The sequence below is a fragment of the Pelagibius sp. Alg239-R121 genome, assembly GCF_947331435.1.
In the GTDB taxonomy this organism is placed as follows: Bacteria; Pseudomonadota; Alphaproteobacteria; order Kiloniellales; family Kiloniellaceae; genus Denitrobaculum.
Genome location: NZ_CAMZOF010000005.1, coordinates 272,141 through 289,335, shown reverse-complemented (window position 1 = coordinate 289,335; position 17,195 = coordinate 272,141). Strand labels below are relative to the sequence as shown.

Genomic DNA, 17,195 nt, shown 5'->3' with positions numbered 1-17,195 from the left:
AAGAGAAGCCGGCGGAGCGCTGCGGCCCTTGATAACGGCAGAGCTCGCTGCGGCGGCTTCACAGCTCGCACGAGAACCAGCCGCGACTTCGAAGTATTTGGAGATTAGGCAATGAAAAAGGGCCGCTTGAAATAGCGACCCCTGTTCAATCAAAAGCGAATAAAAGACGTAAAGTGGAGCTTACTTCTTTTTCGTTGCCTTGATCTGCGATTTCAGCTCTTCGAGCGAGTCCGAAACGCGCTGGTTCAAAACTTCTACAGCTTCCTGATTCGACTTCGCGCCCATCTCTGCAAGTTCGCGAACGTTGGAAAGCGTGCGCTCAAACGCCTCTTTAACCAGCTCAGCCTGCTTGGACATAACTTCGTCAGCAGTGCCGGCAGTCGAGAGAGACTGAACGGCGCGGGAAGCCTCTTCCACTGCCTGACGGACAATCTCGCCCTGGCGGTGCATCAGCGCCTGCGAACCTTCGAATGAAAGCCGGTTGGCCTGAACGATGGCTTCCATGTTGCGCTTCTGGCTTTCCATGATCGCAGCAGTGTCAACGCCGGGGACGGCGAACTGCTCGGTCAGCTTAGAAAGATCCGGAACCTCGAACTGTTTTGCGAACTTGGAAACGTCCATGAAGGCGTTAAAATCTCCATCGAGGAACGGGTTCCCCGTTTTTGCAGCATTGGCCATTGACCCAATTCCTTTTCATAGATTGTGATATTGTGCACTGCACAAATGTCTCTGATGACCGGAATATAAGCGCAAAATTTCTGACGTCAAGCATTTTGTTGCAGTGCAACATAATTGTATTACTCAATCGCATCGAAGTCAGGGCCGTCCGCTCCGATTGGGTGGAATCGGTCCGATCGCCTCGCAACCCACTCGTAAGGCCACCTGTCAGGCTGCGGCAGCTTCCGGCCGTTTTTTCGCGAAACGGCGGGCACAGCCGTCAATGCGGGTAAGGTAACGGTCCAGCGAGGCCATGGTCTTCGGCAGATCCTCAGCATCGTCCTTGAACCAGACCCGCAGGGTTGCAAGATAAACGCCCGCGAGCGCCTTGACCCGAACCATCCCACGGACGCCGCCGGCCGATAGCTGGGCCGCCTCTAGCATGCAAGCCATAGAACGGTGCAGGCGGCGAGCACTACAAGCAGCGGCAAGCGGGTCTCTGCCTTGATCATGTGCGATTGCTGCCAGCGCATCCTTATAAGGACCGAGTGCATCCAAGCGGCGCATGATGATATCGAACAGGCGATCCTTCGCCGGTTCATTACCAGTATCGCTGTCTTCTTCGGCAATGACTTTGGTGTCGATCATCCTGGCAAACCCCTTCAGAATGGCCTGCTTTGAAGGATAAACATCATAGACTTGGGACAACGGGAGCTTGGCTGCTTCGGCAATATCCGTCAGCGACAGTTCGCGCCAACCCTTCTCACGCGCCAGGTCCATCGCAGTATCGATAACATGTTGGGGAATATCCGCCTTCTTTACCATCGTATCCTCCGATAACCCTGTGCCTGCAGTTAATCACTCCGGCCAGGAGCAGGCATCCTATCTATCTGGTTTCGATCATAATGAGTTTCGAGCGCAGTATCGGCAAATTCTTGTTTTTTGCGCTCATCGCGACAACAAACCTCAGCTTAACACTACTCTTTCTTGATATCGACGATCGTTCCACCTGTCAGCCCCGCCAATTGCGCGGATTTTAACGGAAAAACCGCGTTCGGTGTGCCGGCCGCCGCCCAGATCGAATCATAGTTGAGAATATCCCGATCGATAAAGGTGACCGGCGCCTCCCGATGTGCGACGGGAGGAACGCCCCCGATCGCAAAACCCGTCTTTTCCCGAACAAAATCCGGATCCGCCCGCCCGATCTTTTCTCCCAACAACGCCGCAAGCCGTTTTTCGTCAACGCGGTTGGCACCACTGGCAATCACAAGAATCGATCGATTGCTCTCCTTCGCCCGGAAAATCAGCGACTTGGCAATCTGCGCCACTTCACAGCCGATCGCCTCAGCAGCTTCGGCCGCTGTCCGAGTACCTTCGGGAAACACGCGAACCTCAAAGTCTGCCCCCGATGTGCCAAGAGCTTCCTGCACGCGGCGGGAACTGGCTTTCAACTCCATTTACAGCTCCTTTAACGATAGGATTGGAGCGCGGTTTCAGAGGGTGCCTCAGGTGGGATCTTGGCGTCCAAGCTCCCGACTACGCTGTGTAGCCGCCGCAATGGCGCGGGTCATGAGGGGTTGCAGTCCATCTGCCGCCATTAGGACGTTGAGAGCCTCCAAAGTGGTCCCGGCAGGGCTGGTAACGTTTTTTCGCAGTTGGCTCGGGGACTCGCTGGCCTGATAAACCAGCTCGCCCGAACCGGCCACCGTCACGCGGGCGAGCCGTTGTGCCAGGTCGTCCGGCAGCCCCGCATCTATGGCGGCCTGAGCCAGACATTCGATCAATAAAAAAACATAAGCCGGCCCGCCACCGGAGACGGCAGTCACAGCATCGAGCAGCCCTTCGTCCTCAACCCATGCAGTCTCGCCAACCGTGGAAAGAAGCTGACTGCAGGTTTTCTTCTGCATCGCGGAAGCGGAGGCGTTGGCGCAGAGCACGGTCATCCCGCGGCTTACCGCGGCCGGGGTATTAGGCATCGCACGAACGATAGCGCTGTCATCGCCCAGGGCCGCCTGGAAGTAATCGATTGTCTTACCTGCGGCTATTGAGAGAAACACGGTGCCGGGATTAGACAATGTCCGGTATTCCCTGATCGTACCGTCCATCATCTGTGGCTTGATTGCCAATACAACAACGGCAGGGTCGTAATCCGCCACCAGATCCGACACCACACTGATAGCCGTCACGCCACGTGCGCGCAGTTGTTCGAGAAAGCTGGATTCAAAAGGCTCGATGATCGTGACTGCCTCGGGCTTAACACCTTGAGACAACCAACCCTCGAGCAATGCGCCGCCCATTTTGCCGCATCCAACCAGCAGCAGGGATCCGTCAATTTGCATAATTTACGCTCTTAAGCCGTAGATTTCGGACTTTGTATGGACAGCGCAAGCCCATCTCTTGAGAGAAGAACCTGAGATACCGTCTGGCTGTCGTACAGATTAGGCTTCGCCAACCGTTTCCATCAAGGCCGCCGCCAAGGCATTCTGAACCGATTGCCCGCCCCACACGACCATCTGGATAGCCGGGTAGAAACGCTCGCATTCGACAACTGCGGTATCGACCAGATCTTCCAGCTGCTCGACGCTTGCCGCCTGGAGGCCACGCAGTGGAACAGTATGACGGAACATTGCCGTGCCATCGTCGGAGAGCAGGTCGAAATGCCCCAGCCAGAGCTTTTCGTTCACGGAACCGATCAACTCGTAGACCGCAGACCGCTTGGTGTCCGGCACCCGCAGATCGAACTGGCAGGTAAAAATCACGGCGCTGACCTCGTGCTGCCACACAAAATACATGTGATAGTCGCACCAGCGCCCTGCCACCTCGACGGTAAGCTCTGAATCATTATGGCGATCGAAGCTCCAGTCATTCGCAATGACCAGTTCCTCGAGAATATCGAGAGGATTGTGAGAACTACCAATTACAGTCGTATGCGTGTCCATTGCAATGCAGTCCCCTAGCTGATGTGGCGGCTATCTGCCGTCCAGAGGTAGACCGCATTACACGTCTGTTACCGAAATATGGTTAAAGCGCGACTGCAAACTACCAAATGTAGCGTGCCATCTTCGATTCAGCGGCGCAATAGCTGAGTCGGCCTCGTCAGCGATTACATGCGATACTTCTGTGGATAACTATTCTGATTCTGAGGTAACGGCGCCATCTCCGGACGCGGTCGGCTTCGAAGCCGGTTTTTGAGTGGATTTAGCGCCCGGCTTGGCTTTCTGCTTAGCTTTCTTGGCAGAGGATGCACTTTTTTGGCGAACAGATCCGGAAGTCATCTCTTTTTCAGCGAGCAAAGCTTCCAGTTGTGCCAACCGTTCGCTAAGCACCTCCTGTTCGCTGCGCGCTTTGGCAGCCATAGCCTTCACAACTTCAAACTCTTCACGCGGGACAAGATCCATCTGTGCCAAGACGCGTTCGAGCTGCTCGCGCACACGAGCCTCGACTTCACCCCGTACGCCGGCAGCGACACCCATTGCGCCGGAAGTCACACGGGCGAGGTCATCCAAAAAACGGTTCTGAGTTTGCATGTCACAGGCTCACAGCAATAAAAACGATGTTGAATCCGGTTCGCCGCTGCGTACAAGATGTACGCTGGCAGAAAAACGTTATCCGCTTTGCCACAGACAGCGTTCCATCAGCACTATGACCAGTGAAGGCAGCGGGTTCAATTACTTCACAGCGAATGCCACCTTTTGCCGCAGTTTCATTCCCGGTTTTCGCTGGCGTTTTGGCAGAAGTGCCTGCGCAGCCAAAAAGCGCCCTTCTCTCACCCGCCTTGGCCTTATATAAGAGGAGCCGCGATTCTCAGGCCCTCGTGGGATCGCATACCGATCGCTGGCCCAGCAGGAGAAATCTTCAGTTATGATCCTCATTACCGGCGGTGCCGGTTTCATTGGCTCAAACCTCGTCGCAAGCCTCTCCGAACGCGGTGAGGGCGTCATCGTTTGCGACTGGCTTGGTCAAGGCGACAAGTGGCGCAACATTGCCAAAGCCGAAATCGAGGACGTGGTCCCACCGGAGCAGGTCGCCGATTATCTGGAGCAGCTCGACCAGCCCCTAACCGCGGTCATACATCTCGGCGCCATCTCGGCAACCACCGAAACCGACGGCGATGCCCTGATGGCCAATAATTTCCGCCTGTCGAAGTTCTATTGGAACTTCTGCACAGCAAAAAGAATACCTTTGATCTACGCCTCCTCTGCGGCGACTTATGGTGATGGAGCGCTCGGATTCCGCGACGATGCCTCGATCGATTCACTGGCCCGGCTGGAACCCTTGAACGGCTACGGCTGGAGTAAGCATCTTTTCGATCGCTGGGTTGTTCGTCAGTTGACGAACGGAGCCCATCATCCTCCACAATGGGCCGGCCTGAAATTCTTCAATGTCTACGGACCGAACGAATATCATAAGGGCGGTCAGGCCAGTGTCGCCTCTCACCTTTTCCGGCAGCTCAAAGCTGGAGAACCAGCAACACTCTTTCAATCGCACCATCCGGATTACGCCGACGGCGGTCAGCTCAGAGATTTTGTTTGGGTTGGTGATTGCGTCGACGTCATGTTGTGGTTGCTCGATAATCCCGAGGTCAATGGGCTGTTCAACCTGGGGACAGGCGCCGCCCGAAGTTTCGCCGATCTGGCCCGCGCCGTCTTTACCGCGCTCGAACAACCGGAAAACATCCGCTACGTGCCAACCCCTGAAGCGATCCGCGACAAATATCAATATTTCACCGAGGCAGATATGACGCGGTTGCGTTCCGCCGGTTACGACAAGGCCTTCACGACGCTGGAGGCCGGGGTCGAGAGCTATGTCTGTGATTTTCTCGCAACGCCGGATGCTTATCGATGACGCTGGCGCTTGCTTATCCCGATATCGGGCCTATCGCGTTTGAAATTGGGCCCCTTGTCATCCGCTGGTACGCACTGGCCTACATCGTCGGTCTGCTGCTTGCCTGGCGCTATTGCCGCTGGCTGACGGGGAAACCACCTAAGGCAGTCGAAGCCATCGCCTTCGATGACTTTCTCCTCTGGGCGACGTTTGGCGTCATCATCGGTGGTCGTCTGGGCTATGTGCTTTTCTACAAGCCCGCTTATTTCCTCTGGAACCCGGCGGAAATCCTCGTGATTTGGCAGGGAGGGATGAGCTTTCATGGGGGGCTGCTCGGGGTCATCGTCGCGATGTACCTCTTCACCCGCCGCCACGGCATCCGATTTTTCGCACTGACCGATATTGTGGCTTGCGCCGCCCCGATCGGCCTCCTCCTGGGGCGCATTGCAAATTTCGTCAATGGCGAACTCTACGGACGCGCCACGGATGCTGAGATCGGTATGATCTTTCCACAAGATCCGACCCAGTTGCCGCGGCACCCCAGCCAGCTCTATGAAGCCGGACTGGAAGGGCTGGTTCTCTTCCTCGTACTGTTCCTGTTGGTCCAGGGTTCGGCCCTGACACGCAGCGGATTGCTGTCCGGAACGTTTCTTATCGGCTACGGCCTTTCTCGGATCATCGTCGAGTTCTTTCGCGAACCGGACGACCATCTGGGCTTTCTCTTCGCAGGCGCCACCATGGGCCAACTGCTATCTCTTCCGATGATGCTTCTCGGGATCGGCCTCGCCATCTGGTCGCTTCGCCAAACAGGTCCGGTGCCGCGAGATGGCTCGACCGGATAACCTGCTCGCCGAATGGCTTGCCGCACAGATCCGCGAAGACGGCCCGATGACGGTTGCCGACTTTATGTCCGCAGCCCTGACGGCGCCGCAAGGCGGATACTACATGACGGGGGACCCCTTCGGGGCCGCGGGCGACTTCATTACGGCGCCAGAGATCAGTCAGATCTTCGGTGAGTTGATCGGTCTTTGGTGCGCCCAATGCTGGCAGGCCATGGGATCGCCCAAAGCAATCAATCTGGTCGAACTAGGCCCCGGCCGCGGCACACTCATGTCGGATGCTCTGCGCGCAGCAGCGGTTCTACCGGCATTTCGTGGTGCAATCCGCGTCCATCTCGTCGAAGCCAGTCCCAGCCTCAAGGAGAAGCAGCGGGATGTTCTGCACAACGTCGACGTTACCTGGCATCAGGACCTGACATCGCTTCCCGAGGAAGCCATGATCGTGATTGCAAATGAGTTTTTCGATGCTCTGCCGGTCCGACAGTTCGAACGCACCCTGCGGGCATGGCATGAGCGCCTCGTGACCCTTTCGCCGCTCTCGACAAAGAATGCCCCCGCTTTCGCCTTTACGACTGGTGCTGCCAGTAAAGAAGCAGTTGCAATGATCCCGCAAACGCTTCGCGACACACCGGTAGGCACCTTGGTCGAAATCTCGCCGGCCGTGACGCAGGTGGCAGGCAATCTGGCGCACCGCCTGTCCAGGTATGGTGGAGCGGCAGTCATCATCGACTATGGACGCGCGCAGCATCAAGCCGGCTGGTCGCTGCAGGCCTTGCGCAGCCATGAACGTCACGAACCGCTTATTGCACCAGGCGAGGCAGATCTGACGGCACATGTCGATTTTGCCGCCATCTCCAAGGCATCGAAAGAAGCTGGAGCCCGCGTCTGGGGACCGGTGACGCAGGCGGCGTTTCTGAACGCCATAGGTCTCCGCGAACGCGCGGACAGCCTTTGTGCCCAAGGCACGCCGGCGCAAGCGCGCGACATTGAAAACGGCGTTCAGCGCTTGATCGAGTCGACACAAATGGGTGATTTGTTCAAGGTTCTTGCCATCGGACACGCCGATCTTCCCACGCCTGCCGGCCTGCCGATTTCTTCCGCTGACAGAGGCGGGCGGGCATCATAGAGTGGCGTATCGTGGTGACACTTCGTCACCACGCCACCCTGTCGACCGCAATGCCATTCCAGGAGCGACTTTCGAGCCATGCTGACCATTGGGTCCCTGAACGAACAGCCGGGTATCCGGCACGGTTTCTTTACCCGCAACGGCGGTAGCAGCCAGGGAATCTACGCCTCGCTGAATTGCGGCTTCGGCGCGGACGACGACGCTGACAAGGTCGCCAGCAACCGGCAATCCGCCCTTACGATGTTGAATCCGAACGCATCCCACTTGTTATCTGTATATCAATACCACTCGGCCGAGGCGGTGGTGGTCGACACCCCCTGGTCGCCCGAAAACGCCCCGCGCGCCGATGCCATGGTCACCAACAAACCCAATCTTGCTTTGGGGATCCTGACCGCTGACTGTGTACCCGTGCTTTTCGCGGATGCCGAAGGCGGCGTGATCGGCGCAGCACATGCCGGCTGGCGTGGCGCCCTGACCGGCGTACTGGATGCGACAGTTGAAGCCATGGAAAAGCTGGAAGCTCAACGCGGGAGAATCACTGTCGGCATCGGCCCGGCTATTGAACAGCGTTCTTACGAAGTCGGCCCCGAATTTCCAGGCGCCTTTCTCGAAAAAGACAAGGAAAACGAAGCCTTCTTCTGTCCGGCACAGCGCGAAGGGCACTTTTTCTTCGACATTAAAGGCTATGTGGCGCGCAGATTGGCTCAGCTCGGGTTGCGGGACGTTCACGCCCTGCCCTGCGACACCTATGCCGAGGAAGAACGTTTCTTTAGCTATCGGCGCGCATGCCACAAAAATGAAACCGACGGCAGCGGCAAGATCGACTACGGCCGCGGGCTATCGGCCATCTGCCTCGCGCCCTGATCTAAACGGCCCTGTTAGGCAACCTTACCAAAATCATTGAAGTGAAGACGGAACACTCAAGATGCAGATTCATTTTTCAGAAGCCGAACTGTCCGAACGCCGGGCGCGTTGCTGTGAAGTCCTGCAAAAGCAAGGCCTCCACGGCTTACTGATCTTCCGTCAGGAAAGCATGTTCTATCTGACCGGATACGACACCTTCGGATATGTCTTTTTCCAGTGTCTCTACCTTGGGGCCGATGGCAAGATGACCCTGCTGACCCGCGCACCGGATCTGCGCCAGGCGCAGCACACCTCCGTCATCGACGATGTTCGGATCTGGGTTGACGGACCGGATGCAGAACCCGCCGAAGACCTTCGCGATGTTCTTGATGGACACGGCTGCCGCGGTAAGCGTCTTGGCGTCGAATATGAGGCCTACGGCCTAACGGCACGGAACGGAAAGCGCCTGGACTCCGCGTTAGACCAATTCTGTCACCTGAGCGATGCCTCGATGTTGGTCAGCGAACTTCGAGTCGTAAAAAGCGCTGCCGAAATCGAATACGTTAGGCGCGCTGCCGAACTTGCGGACGATGCCTGGGACGAAGCCATCGCTCTGACCCGGCCCGGAGCCGACGAAGCCCATATTCTGGCGGGGATGCAAGGCGCCGTCTTCAAGGGCGGCGGGGACTATCCAGGCAACGAGTTCATTATCGGGTCCGGACCGGGCGCTCTGTGCTGCCGCTACTTCACGGGACGCCGGGTGCTCGACGACCAGGATCAGCTGACGCTGGAGTGGGCTGGCGCCTACCGCCACTACCATGCCGCTATGATGCGGACCATTCCGATTGGCGAGGTTCCCGATCGCCAGCGAGAAATGCACGACGTGGCACGTGATGCCCTACTGGCGGTCGAGGAGGCCTTGCGGCCAGGCCTTACGATCGGAGACGCTTTCGACGCGCACAGCCGGGTTATGGACGCTGCCGGTTATGAAGCCCACCGCATGAATGCCTGCGGCTACTCCCTCGGCACGACCTTTTCGCCCAACTGGATGGACTGGCCCATGCTCTATCACGGCAACCCGGTGGAAACCCGGCCGGGCATGGTGATATTCGTGCACATGATCATTTTTGATAGCGAAAGGGGCCTCGCCATGACCCTTGGCCGGACCAGCCTGATCGGCGAAACGAGAGCAGAGCCGCTATCGCGGATGCCTCTGGATTTTATTTCTGCCTGACCTAGGTATAGAAAGCCACGACTTCCAACCGTAAACGGGGGAACAACAGATGCCCTACATGGTCATTTTTCTGGTCCTTTGTTTTCTGGGACTGATGGCAAGCTGTGCCCTGATGTAACGGATCCAGTTTCCGATGCCCTTCCTCCGACAGAACGAGCCCGCGACAGATAATCGACATCGAGCATCTGCCGGTAATATATACGGCGTCCCGGCGTCAGGTTTGACACAGGACCTTTACGTGGTGCTCGCGCAAGCATGATACGGGTCCGGCACATCTTCATAGCCTTATTGGCTGGCGCACTCGCCGCCTGTGGACCGCTCCCGCGTCCATTTCAGCACGAAGCCGGGGAAAATAATGCACTCCTGACATTGAAAGACGGGACCGGCATCGTCGTTCTGCAGCCGGAATCCGAGTTGGTACCCGACCCTTCGGCCTGGGCGGAAGCCATGGCGGAGGCCCTTAGAGCCCGCGATGTTCCGGCGTCAACTAATCATGCAAATGCCGGCAGCCGGTATCTCTTGAGTCACGTCACCGAAGTCAGCGACGGTTCCCGGGCAAAATCCATTTCAGTACTCTGGGACCTTTACGCACCTGACGGCAAGCTGGCCGGCACCTATGCCCAGGAAATGAGACTGTCTCGCGAGGCATTCCAACAGTCGTCGGTGGCCGATACCCAGCGCGTGATAGAGCAAGCAGCAGACAAACTTGCAGCGCTAGCAGGGACGAGACCTCGCGCAACCCGCAGCATTCCTGGGTTCCCGGACGCCAAAATCCATGTTGCCCCCTTCGGCGACGTTCCCGGAGATGCGGCAATCAGCCTGCGCAATGCGATCGTGGCTGAGTTAACCGACAGCCGGCTTCCGTTGGCCGGCAAGGCCAGTGCCGATGATCTTTTGCTTTTATGCGACATTTCGCTTGGTCCAATCCAGGAAGGCCGACAAAAAGCGACCATCTCCTGGACTTTACGCGCTGTCAGAGACAGTGAAGAACTGGGCGTAGTCGATCAAAGCAACTTTGTGCCTGCCGGAAGTCTCGACGGTGTCTGGGGCCCGACGGCGCGTGATATTGCGCGCGGCGCGCGCGAAGGCCTCCTGGATCTCATCGGCCAGCTCCAATCGGGCCGACAGGCGCAAAAGTTGCCCTAAAACGCTCTTTTGGCCACTTCAGGTGGGGAATTTAACGCCCCCTGCAATGCTTCGTTAACCAAACCATTTTTTTATTCAAACTTTATTGCAATTAAGCGACGCGAAGGCCGTTTACAGAGCGGGGGCACGTTGATAAGTTCCGCTCGTCTCAGGGCTGGGCGGCGGAAGCGGATCTGATCCGGTCGGGGCGACTTGATTTGGCTCGAAAGAACCGAAAAGCCGGGTCGCTCGCGCGGGGCTTTAGAGCGCGATCAATCCTGGCTGAAGCAGTCAAGATCGTGGATCGCCTCTGAGATGTAGATTAGAGGCTGCTTAACGTTTGTCTTTGCTATGAAGAAAAACAATCAGCCTCTAGTGGGCGGGACCAAGTAGAGAAGGCCGAGACGTCCGGCAATGGACTTTATTGCCGCACAGAGCCGGGGAAACTGGAATGAAAATCCTTACTGGCAACAGCAATCGGCCTTTGGCCGAGGCTATTTCGGCGTTCTTGAACCTGCCGCTTACCAAGGCAAGCGTCCGTCGATTTTCCGACATGGAAGTCTTTGTTGAAATTCAGGAAAACGTCCGCGGCGAGGATGTTTTTGTGATCCAGCCGACCTCCTATCCGGCGAACGACAATCTGATGGAGCTGCTGGTTGCGCTGGATGCCCTTAAACGCGGTTCTGCGCGGCGCGCGACAGCGGTGATTCCCTACTACGGTTACGCCCGTCAGGACCGGAAGTCAGGGCCAAGAACACCGATTTCGGCCAAACTGGTTGCCAACCTGATCACTTCGGCCGGCGCAGACCGCGTCCTCACCATGGATCTGCACGCCGGTCAGATTCAAGGCTTCTTCGACATTCCGACCGACAATCTCTTTGCGGCGCCCGTCTTCACCAAGGATATCATGGAGCGCTACAACGGCCGGCGATTGACCATCGTTTCGCCCGATGTCGGCGGTGTTGTCCGGGCACGCGCCATCGCCAAACGACTTGACGCTGACCTTGCAATTGTGGATAAGCGCCGCGAGAAAGCTGGCGTTTCCGAGGTTATGAACATTATCGGCGACGTGAAAGACAGCACCTGCATTCTGGTCGACGACATTGTCGATTCGGCCGGCACGCTGTGCAATGCCGCCGTCGCACTGATGGATTCCGGCGCTGATTCGGTGTCGGCCTACGTCACACACGGCGTGCTGTCGGGTGGCGCCGTTGCCCGTGTTTCCGCCTCACCGCTGGAGGAGCTTGTCATGACAGACTCCATTCAGGCGACGGAAGCGGTGCGGGTTGCGCAGAACATTCGCCAGATTTCGATCGCTCCGTTGCTTGGCGACGCCATGCAGCGTATCAGCGATGAACGCTCGGTTTCGAGCTTGTTTGATTTGCCGGCCTCAAGTTAGAGCGGCCAGAAAGATCAGCCGTTCAATACCATGGACGGCGCCCGGCAGCAGCACCCCTGGAGGCTGCGTCGGCCCTAAGCGGCGGGAATGATCTCGCCGTTAATTTTGCTTAAGGAGCAATGCAATGAGTGACGTACTAAATCTCGTCGCAGAACGAAGGGAGCGGGCCGGAAAGGGGGCCGCCCGTGCTGCCCGCCGTGCTGGACGTATTCCCGGTGTGATCTATGGCGCAAAAAAGGACCCGGTTATGATTAACCTGGACCCCAAGGCGCTGAACAAGGAACTGAACAAGGCCGGCTTCTTTGCCACGCTTTTCGATGTTGAAATCGAAGGCAAGAAAGAACGCGCCCTGCCCCGTGACGTCCAGTACGACCCGGTTACTGATCGCGCGATCCATATCGATCTGCTACGTGTGTCGGCAGCTACCGCAGTTACCGTCAACGTCCCCGTCAACTTCATCAACGACGACCTGAGCCCCGGCCTTATCAAGGGCGGTGTCCTGAATGTGGTTCGCTACGAGATCGAATTGAACTGTCGTGCGGATGCTATTCCTCAGGAACTCGAGCTGGATCTAAGTTCGCTGGATCTGGGTGATTCCGCTCACTTCTCGATGATCAGTCTGCCTGACGGTGTAGAACCGACCATCACGGATCGTGACTTCACCGTAGCGACCATTGCCGCACCGAGCGCCATCAAGTCTGAAGCCGCTGAGGCTCAGGAAGGCGAAGAGGGTGAAGGTGAAGGTGAAGAGGCTGCAGAGGCAGCAGAGGACGAGGCGGCCAGCGAGGAGTAATGCCTCGCGATCTCTTTGGGAATCTCGTCAAATCAGAGTGCGATCGTTCTTGATTGAAGCCGTCAAGAATGTGGACCGCTCTCTAACACACCAAAATGGAGTCTGATTCAGCCAAATGTGATCAGACTCCAAAGCGAAGGACCCCATGTTGCTGTTAGTGGGCCTGGGTAATCCCGGCCAGCGTTACGCAAACAACAGGCACAACATTGGATTTATGGCGGTGGACGAAATGGTCCACCGCCATTCCTTTGGACCTTGGCGCTCGAAATTTCAGGGGATGGTTTCGGAAGGCCGGATTGGAAACGAGAAGGTTCTGATCCTCAAACCCGAGACCTATATGAACGAGTCCGGGCGAGCCGTCGGCGAAGCACTGCGCTTCTACAAGCTTCAGCCCGAACAGATGTTTGTCATTTACGATGAAATCGATCTGGTTCCCGGGAAAATAAAGGTTAAAAAAGGCGGCGGTGCTGGTGGGCACAACGGCCTGCGCAGCATCGACGCCCATATTGGCCAAGATTATTGGCGGGTGCGTTTGGGGGTCGGCCACCCTGGCGACAAAGCGTTGGTTCACAGCCATGTCCTTGGTGACTTCAGCAAGGCCGATCAAGCCTGGCGCGATAAGTTACTGGATGTGGTCGCGGCGGAGGTCTCTTTGTTGATCAAGGGCGATAACGGCAGTTTTATGTCGCGCGTCGCCCACGTCATGAACCCTCCGAGACCAAAACCGCCAAAACCGGCTCCACAAAAGCCAGAGTTGGTAAAACCCGCTGACACAACGGCTCAAAAAACAAACACCGGGCTCCAAGCGGACGCAGACAACGAACCGGCATCGAAGCCTTAGAGCGAAGTCAGATTCAATGGCTGAGTGTGCTGTCGGGATTGGTGGAATATCGAATTTCCCCCTACCCCAAACCAATGGAAACGAACGCAATGGGATTTAACTGCGGTATTGTGGGCCTGCCGAACGTTGGCAAATCCACACTTTTCAACGCCTTGACCGAGACCGCAGCAGCGGAAGCGGCAAATTACCCCTTCTGCACGATCGAGCCCAATGTTGGCCGGGTCTCGGTGCCGGATCCACGCCTCTACGCGATCGCCAAGATCGGCAAGTCGGCCAAGATCATTCCAACTCAGTTGGAATTTGTCGATATCGCCGGTCTGGTGAAAGGTGCGTCAAAGGGCGAAGGCCTCGGCAATCAGTTTCTCGCAAATATCCGTGAAGTCGACGCCATCGTGCACGTTCTTCGCTGTTTCGACGGCGAGGTTACGCATGTCGATGGTTCGGTCGATCCCATCCGCGACGCCGAAACGGTGGAAACCGAGCTGATGCTGGCCGACCTGGAAAGCGTCGAGCGCCAGCTCGACAGCAGCGCGAAGCGTGCCAAGGGCGGCGATAAGGAAGCCAAAGACCGGCTCGCCGTGCTCGGCCCGGTCGCGGAAGCCCTGCGCGACGGACGCCCTGCCCGCAGTGTAGAAATTTCCAAAGAGCTGCGACCCGTCTTCCGGCAGCTTCAACTGCTGTCGGCAAAGCCCGTTCTCTATGTCGCCAATGTGGAAGAAGATACGGCAGCTAGCGGTAATGACTACTCTGCCAAGGTTATTACCCGCGCCGCCGAAGAAGGCGGTGCCTGCGTCATCATCTCCGCCGCGATCGAAGCAGAGGTCGCGGCGCTTTCAGACGACGAGGAAAAAGCCGAATTCCTGGAGACTCTGGGCCTTACGGAAACCGGCCTAACGCGCATCATCCGCGCAGGTCACGAATTGCTCGACCTACTGACGTTTTTCACGGTTGGTCCCAAGGAAGCCCGCGCCTGGACCGTACAGCGCGGCGCTAAAGCCCCCAATGCCGCCGGCGTGATTCACACTGATTTCGAACGCGGCTTCATCCGGGCGGAGACCATCGCCTATCCGGACTTTGTGGCGAACGGTGGCGAACAGGGCGCCAAGGATGCCGGCAAAATGCGGCAGGAAGGCAAAGAATATCTGGTCGCCGACGGCGACATCTTCCATTTCCGCTTCAATGTTTGACCGATAGCGAGATTGGTTTTAGCGGAAGCGATCACGAACGGGAATCAGCCTCCAACAATATGGAACAGAGGGTGCATCGAGATCTACAATAGTTCAGTGAAACACGGACAGCTTCTGATCTTCTGCACACAGGCACAAAAAAGGCCGCTCTTTCAGGAGCGGCCTTTTTCTATAGATCTGTCGGATCTTAATGCAGATCAGCCCAGCACTTACGTTTTGCGGCATAAAGCACGCCCGAGAAAATAAGGAGGAAGATGATGACCTTAATCCCCATCTGCTTCCGATCGTCCAGCGCCGGTTCGGCAGTCCACATCAAAAAGGCCGCAACGTCAGCAGCGTGATTTTCCAGAGTGGCCGGCGTACCGTCAGCATATTCCACCGCTTCGTCACCCAACGGCGCCGCCATGGCAATCCCGTAGCCAGGGAAATAGGCGTTAAAGCTTGAGGTGTCGGGGAGTCCCAGATCCTCGACGCTCTCAACGCGATTGTAGTCAGTCAGCCCAATTTCTTCCGCCCGCTTTCGATTCTTTTCCGTTTCAATCTCGAAGATCTGCTGCAACACAGATTCGGGAACGTCCTCCTCGTACCCCATCAGCATTGCCTTGAGGTAATCGGGGCCGGCGGCGCGTGCTTTCGCCATCAAAGACAGATCCGGCGGCACAGATCCGCCATTCGATGCTGCCGCTGCCTTTGCGTTGGGGAATGGATTCGGGAAATAGTCCGAAGGCCGTGCTGGCCGATCAAACATCTCACCCTCATCATCGGGACCATCGGTCACGTCGTACTCGGCGGCGATCGCTTTGACCTCATCCTCATTGTACCCCAGTTCGGCCAGGTTACGGAAGGCAATGAGATCCATCGCGTGACAGCCAGCACAGACTTCCTTGTAGACCTGATAGCCACGTTGCAACTGTGCCTGATCAAAGGTTCCAAAGATGCCCGAGAACGACCAAGTGGACTTTGGTGCTTGAATGCCCTCCGCCGCCTGCGCAGCACCAAGGCTCATAGCGACCGCTGCGGCAGCGGCAGCAAATACCAGCTTCTTCATCATGCCTTCTCCATCGGCTTTGCTGCTGCGTTGCTCCAAACTTCTCCACCGCCCAGGACCGGTTCCGCAATCGAGGCCGGTAAAGGCTTCGGTCGTTCGATAACCCCCAGCAACGGTAGAAGGACGAGGAAGTGAAAGAAGTAATAAGCAGTCGCTACTCGACTAATGTACAGCGGTGCACCTTCAGGTGCTTCTTGACCGGCCCAGCCAAGTGCGACGCAGGCAATCAGAAGAACCCAGAAGAACCATTTGTACACCGGCCGGAACTTACAGCTGCGTACCGGCGAACGGTCCAGCCATGGCAGGATGAAGAGAATGCCGATCGAGGCAAACATCAACACCACCCCAAGAAGCTTATCCGGAACAGATCGCAGAATTGCGTAGAACGGCAGGAAGTACCATTCGGGCACGATATGCGCCGGTGTCGAAAGCGGGTTCGCTGGGATGTAGTTGTCAGGGTGCCCCAGGAAGTTCGGCGCGAAGAACAGGAAGACGCTAAAGATCAAAAGGAAAACACCAACGCCGAAGGCATCCTTCACCGTGTAGTAGGGATGGAACGGAATCTTGTCCTGCGGTCCCTTGGCGTCGATGCCCAGTGGATTGTTCGAGCCGAAGCGATGCAGCGCCCAAATATGCAGAATGACCACACCGACGATGACGAAGGGCAGAAGATAGTGCAGGGCGAAGAAGCGATTCAAAGTTGGATTATTGACCGAAAATCCACCCCAGAGCCAAGTGACGATGCTCTCTCCGACCAGCGGGATCGCCGAGAAGAGGTTGGTGATCACGGTCGCGCCCCAGAAGCTCATCTGACCCCAGGGAAGCACATACCCCATGAAGGCCGTGGCCATCATCAGCAGAAAGATGACGACGCCGAGAATCCAGAGAATCTCGCGGGGTGCTTTGTAGGAGCCGTAGTACAGTCCCCGGAAGATGTGAATGATCACGGCAATGAAAAAGAACGACGCCATGTTCATGTGGATGTAGCGAATCAGCCAGCCGCCGTTCACGTCGCGCATGATGCGCTCTACCGAGTCGAAGGCGTAGTCAACGTGCGGCGTGTACTGCATTGCCAGCACAATCCCGGTCACAATCATCACGACCAGCGCAAGCCCGGCCAGGGAACCGAAGTTCCACCAGTAGTTCAGATTTCGTGGCGCTGGGTAATCGACCAGCGTGTCGTTAGTCAGCGAAAAGATCGGTAGGCGGTGATCGATCCACTTGATGATGGCATTGTTTGTTTGAAACGGCTGCCCACTACTCATGGTCTCGTTCCCCC

18 protein-coding genes are annotated in these 17,195 nt (G+C 57.0%); 10 read left to right on the top strand and 8 right to left on the bottom strand.

Annotated features, from left to right (window positions below):
* Nucleotides 1–180: 180 nt before the first annotated feature.
* The 6 genes from QMZ18_RS17710 to QMZ18_RS36945 form a co-directional block, all read right to left on the bottom strand.
* Nucleotides 181–678 (bottom strand): phasin family protein, encoded by a 498-nt coding sequence (locus tag QMZ18_RS17710; protein WP_282607658.1) that lies wholly within the window; start codon nt 676–678, stop codon nt 181–183.
* A 207-nt stretch (nt 679–885) separates the two neighbouring features.
* Nucleotides 886–1,482 (bottom strand): TetR/AcrR family transcriptional regulator, encoded by a 597-nt coding sequence (locus tag QMZ18_RS17705; RefSeq protein WP_282607657.1) that lies wholly within the window; start codon nt 1,480–1,482, stop codon nt 886–888.
* 152 nt (nt 1,483–1,634) lie between these two features.
* Nucleotides 1,635–2,114 carry a YbaK/EbsC family protein gene (locus tag QMZ18_RS17700; protein ID WP_282607656.1) on the bottom strand — a complete coding sequence of 160 codons (480 nt, stop codon included), beginning with the start codon at nt 2,112–2,114 and terminating at the stop codon, nt 1,635–1,637.
* A 48-nt stretch (nt 2,115–2,162) separates the two neighbouring features.
* Nucleotides 2,163–2,996 (bottom strand): pyrroline-5-carboxylate reductase, encoded by an 834-nt coding sequence (gene proC / locus QMZ18_RS17695; RefSeq protein ID WP_282607655.1) that lies wholly within the window; start codon nt 2,994–2,996, stop codon nt 2,163–2,165.
* Nucleotides 2,997–3,095: 99 nt separating this feature from the next.
* Nucleotides 3,096–3,596 (bottom strand): YbjN domain-containing protein, encoded by a 501-nt coding sequence (locus QMZ18_RS17690; protein WP_282607654.1) that lies wholly within the window; start codon nt 3,594–3,596, stop codon nt 3,096–3,098.
* A 189-nt stretch (nt 3,597–3,785) separates the two neighbouring features.
* Nucleotides 3,786–4,184, bottom strand: coding sequence for an accessory factor UbiK family protein (locus QMZ18_RS36945; RefSeq protein WP_322097227.1), 399 nt, complete (start codon nt 4,182–4,184; stop codon nt 3,786–3,788).
* A 334-nt stretch (nt 4,185–4,518) separates the two neighbouring features.
* Between QMZ18_RS36945 and rfaD the strand changes: the two genes are divergently transcribed.
* The 10 genes from rfaD (at nt 4,519) to ychF (ending at nt 14,868) form a co-directional block, all read left to right on the top strand.
* Nucleotides 4,519–5,502 (top strand): ADP-glyceromanno-heptose 6-epimerase, encoded by a 984-nt coding sequence (gene rfaD / locus QMZ18_RS17680; protein WP_282607653.1) that lies wholly within the window; start codon nt 4,519–4,521, stop codon nt 5,500–5,502.
* Nucleotides 5,499–6,323: a prolipoprotein diacylglyceryl transferase gene (lgt, locus tag QMZ18_RS17675; protein ID WP_282607652.1), complete on the top strand. Its 825-nt coding sequence runs from the start codon at nt 5,499–5,501 to the stop codon at nt 6,321–6,323. The genes rfaD and lgt overlap by 4 nt, the downstream gene beginning before the upstream one ends.
* A complete protein-coding gene (locus QMZ18_RS17670; protein WP_282607651.1) occupies nt 6,307–7,446 on the top strand; it encodes a class I SAM-dependent methyltransferase in 1,140 nt (379 codons plus the stop codon). The genes lgt and QMZ18_RS17670 overlap by 17 nt, the downstream gene beginning before the upstream one ends.
* 78 nt (nt 7,447–7,524) lie before the next feature.
* On the top strand, nt 7,525–8,310 hold the full coding sequence (pgeF, locus tag QMZ18_RS17665) for a peptidoglycan editing factor PgeF (RefSeq protein WP_282607650.1): 786 nt from the start codon (nt 7,525–7,527) through the stop codon (nt 8,308–8,310).
* A gap of 61 nt (nt 8,311–8,371) precedes the next feature.
* Complete coding sequence (locus QMZ18_RS17660; protein WP_282607649.1) at nt 8,372–9,523, top strand: Xaa-Pro peptidase family protein; 1,152 nt, start codon at nt 8,372–8,374, stop codon at nt 9,521–9,523.
* A gap of 255 nt (nt 9,524–9,778) precedes the next feature.
* Nucleotides 9,779–10,669, top strand: a complete 891-nt coding sequence (locus tag QMZ18_RS17655) for a hypothetical protein (protein ID WP_282607648.1) — start codon at nt 9,779–9,781, stop codon at nt 10,667–10,669.
* Between the two features lie 430 nt (nt 10,670–11,099).
* Entirely contained in the window at nt 11,100–12,047 is a 948-nt protein-coding gene (locus QMZ18_RS17650; RefSeq protein WP_282607647.1) for a ribose-phosphate pyrophosphokinase, read from the top strand.
* A gap of 124 nt (nt 12,048–12,171) precedes the next feature.
* Nucleotides 12,172–12,840, top strand: coding sequence for a 50S ribosomal protein L25/general stress protein Ctc (locus tag QMZ18_RS17645; RefSeq protein WP_282607646.1), 669 nt, complete (start codon nt 12,172–12,174; stop codon nt 12,838–12,840).
* Nucleotides 12,841–12,985: 145 nt separating this feature from the next.
* Nucleotides 12,986–13,681, top strand: coding sequence for an aminoacyl-tRNA hydrolase (gene pth / locus QMZ18_RS17640; protein WP_282607645.1), 696 nt, complete (start codon nt 12,986–12,988; stop codon nt 13,679–13,681).
* Nucleotides 13,682–13,770: 89 nt separating this feature from the next.
* Complete coding sequence (gene ychF / locus QMZ18_RS17635; RefSeq protein ID WP_282607644.1) at nt 13,771–14,868, top strand: redox-regulated ATPase YchF; 1,098 nt, start codon at nt 13,771–13,773, stop codon at nt 14,866–14,868.
* A 187-nt stretch (nt 14,869–15,055) separates the two neighbouring features.
* Here the strand turns inward: ychF and QMZ18_RS17630 are convergent, their stop codons facing one another.
* Together QMZ18_RS17630 and QMZ18_RS17625 are read right to left on the bottom strand one after the other, a co-directional pair.
* Entirely contained in the window at nt 15,056–15,919 is an 864-nt protein-coding gene (locus QMZ18_RS17630) for a cytochrome c1 (RefSeq protein WP_282607643.1), read from the bottom strand.
* Complete coding sequence (locus QMZ18_RS17625; RefSeq protein WP_282607642.1) at nt 15,916–17,181, bottom strand: cytochrome b N-terminal domain-containing protein; 1,266 nt, start codon at nt 17,179–17,181, stop codon at nt 15,916–15,918. Before QMZ18_RS17625 ends, QMZ18_RS17630 begins: the two co-directional genes overlap by 4 nt.
* Nucleotides 17,182–17,195: the final 14 nt, after the last annotated feature.

Excerpts from the sequence above, each read along its gene's own strand:
- QMZ18_RS17710 (WP_282607658.1), bottom strand. The coding sequence starts at position 678 with ATGGCCAATGCTGCAAAAACGGGGAACCCGTTCCTCGATGGAGATTTT.
- QMZ18_RS17705 (WP_282607657.1), bottom strand. The coding sequence starts at position 1,482 with ATGGTAAAGAAGGCGGATATTCCCCAACATGTTATCGATACTGCGATG.
- QMZ18_RS17700 (WP_282607656.1), bottom strand. The coding sequence starts at position 2,114 with ATGGAGTTGAAAGCCAGTTCCCGCCGCGTGCAGGAAGCTCTTGGCACA.
- proC (WP_282607655.1), bottom strand. The coding sequence starts at position 2,996 with ATGCAAATTGACGGATCCCTGCTGCTGGTTGGATGCGGCAAAATGGGC.
- QMZ18_RS17690 (WP_282607654.1), bottom strand. The coding sequence starts at position 3,596 with ATGGACACGCATACGACTGTAATTGGTAGTTCTCACAATCCTCTCGAT.
- QMZ18_RS36945 (WP_322097227.1), bottom strand. The coding sequence starts at position 4,184 with ATGCAAACTCAGAACCGTTTTTTGGATGACCTCGCCCGTGTGACTTCC.
- rfaD (WP_282607653.1), top strand. The coding sequence starts at position 4,519 with ATGATCCTCATTACCGGCGGTGCCGGTTTCATTGGCTCAAACCTCGTC.
- lgt (WP_282607652.1), top strand. The coding sequence starts at position 5,499 with ATGACGCTGGCGCTTGCTTATCCCGATATCGGGCCTATCGCGTTTGAA.
- QMZ18_RS17670 (WP_282607651.1), top strand. The coding sequence starts at position 6,307 with ATGGCTCGACCGGATAACCTGCTCGCCGAATGGCTTGCCGCACAGATC.
- pgeF (WP_282607650.1), top strand. The coding sequence starts at position 7,525 with ATGCTGACCATTGGGTCCCTGAACGAACAGCCGGGTATCCGGCACGGT.
- QMZ18_RS17660 (WP_282607649.1), top strand. The coding sequence starts at position 8,372 with ATGCAGATTCATTTTTCAGAAGCCGAACTGTCCGAACGCCGGGCGCGT.
- QMZ18_RS17655 (WP_282607648.1), top strand. The coding sequence starts at position 9,779 with ATGATACGGGTCCGGCACATCTTCATAGCCTTATTGGCTGGCGCACTC.
- QMZ18_RS17650 (WP_282607647.1), top strand. The coding sequence starts at position 11,100 with ATGAAAATCCTTACTGGCAACAGCAATCGGCCTTTGGCCGAGGCTATT.
- QMZ18_RS17645 (WP_282607646.1), top strand. The coding sequence starts at position 12,172 with ATGAGTGACGTACTAAATCTCGTCGCAGAACGAAGGGAGCGGGCCGGA.
- pth (WP_282607645.1), top strand. The coding sequence starts at position 12,986 with ATGTTGCTGTTAGTGGGCCTGGGTAATCCCGGCCAGCGTTACGCAAAC.
- ychF (WP_282607644.1), top strand. The coding sequence starts at position 13,771 with ATGGGATTTAACTGCGGTATTGTGGGCCTGCCGAACGTTGGCAAATCC.
- QMZ18_RS17630 (WP_282607643.1), bottom strand. The coding sequence starts at position 15,919 with ATGATGAAGAAGCTGGTATTTGCTGCCGCTGCCGCAGCGGTCGCTATG.
- QMZ18_RS17625 (WP_282607642.1), bottom strand. The coding sequence starts at position 17,181 with ATGAGTAGTGGGCAGCCGTTTCAAACAAACAATGCCATCATCAAGTGG.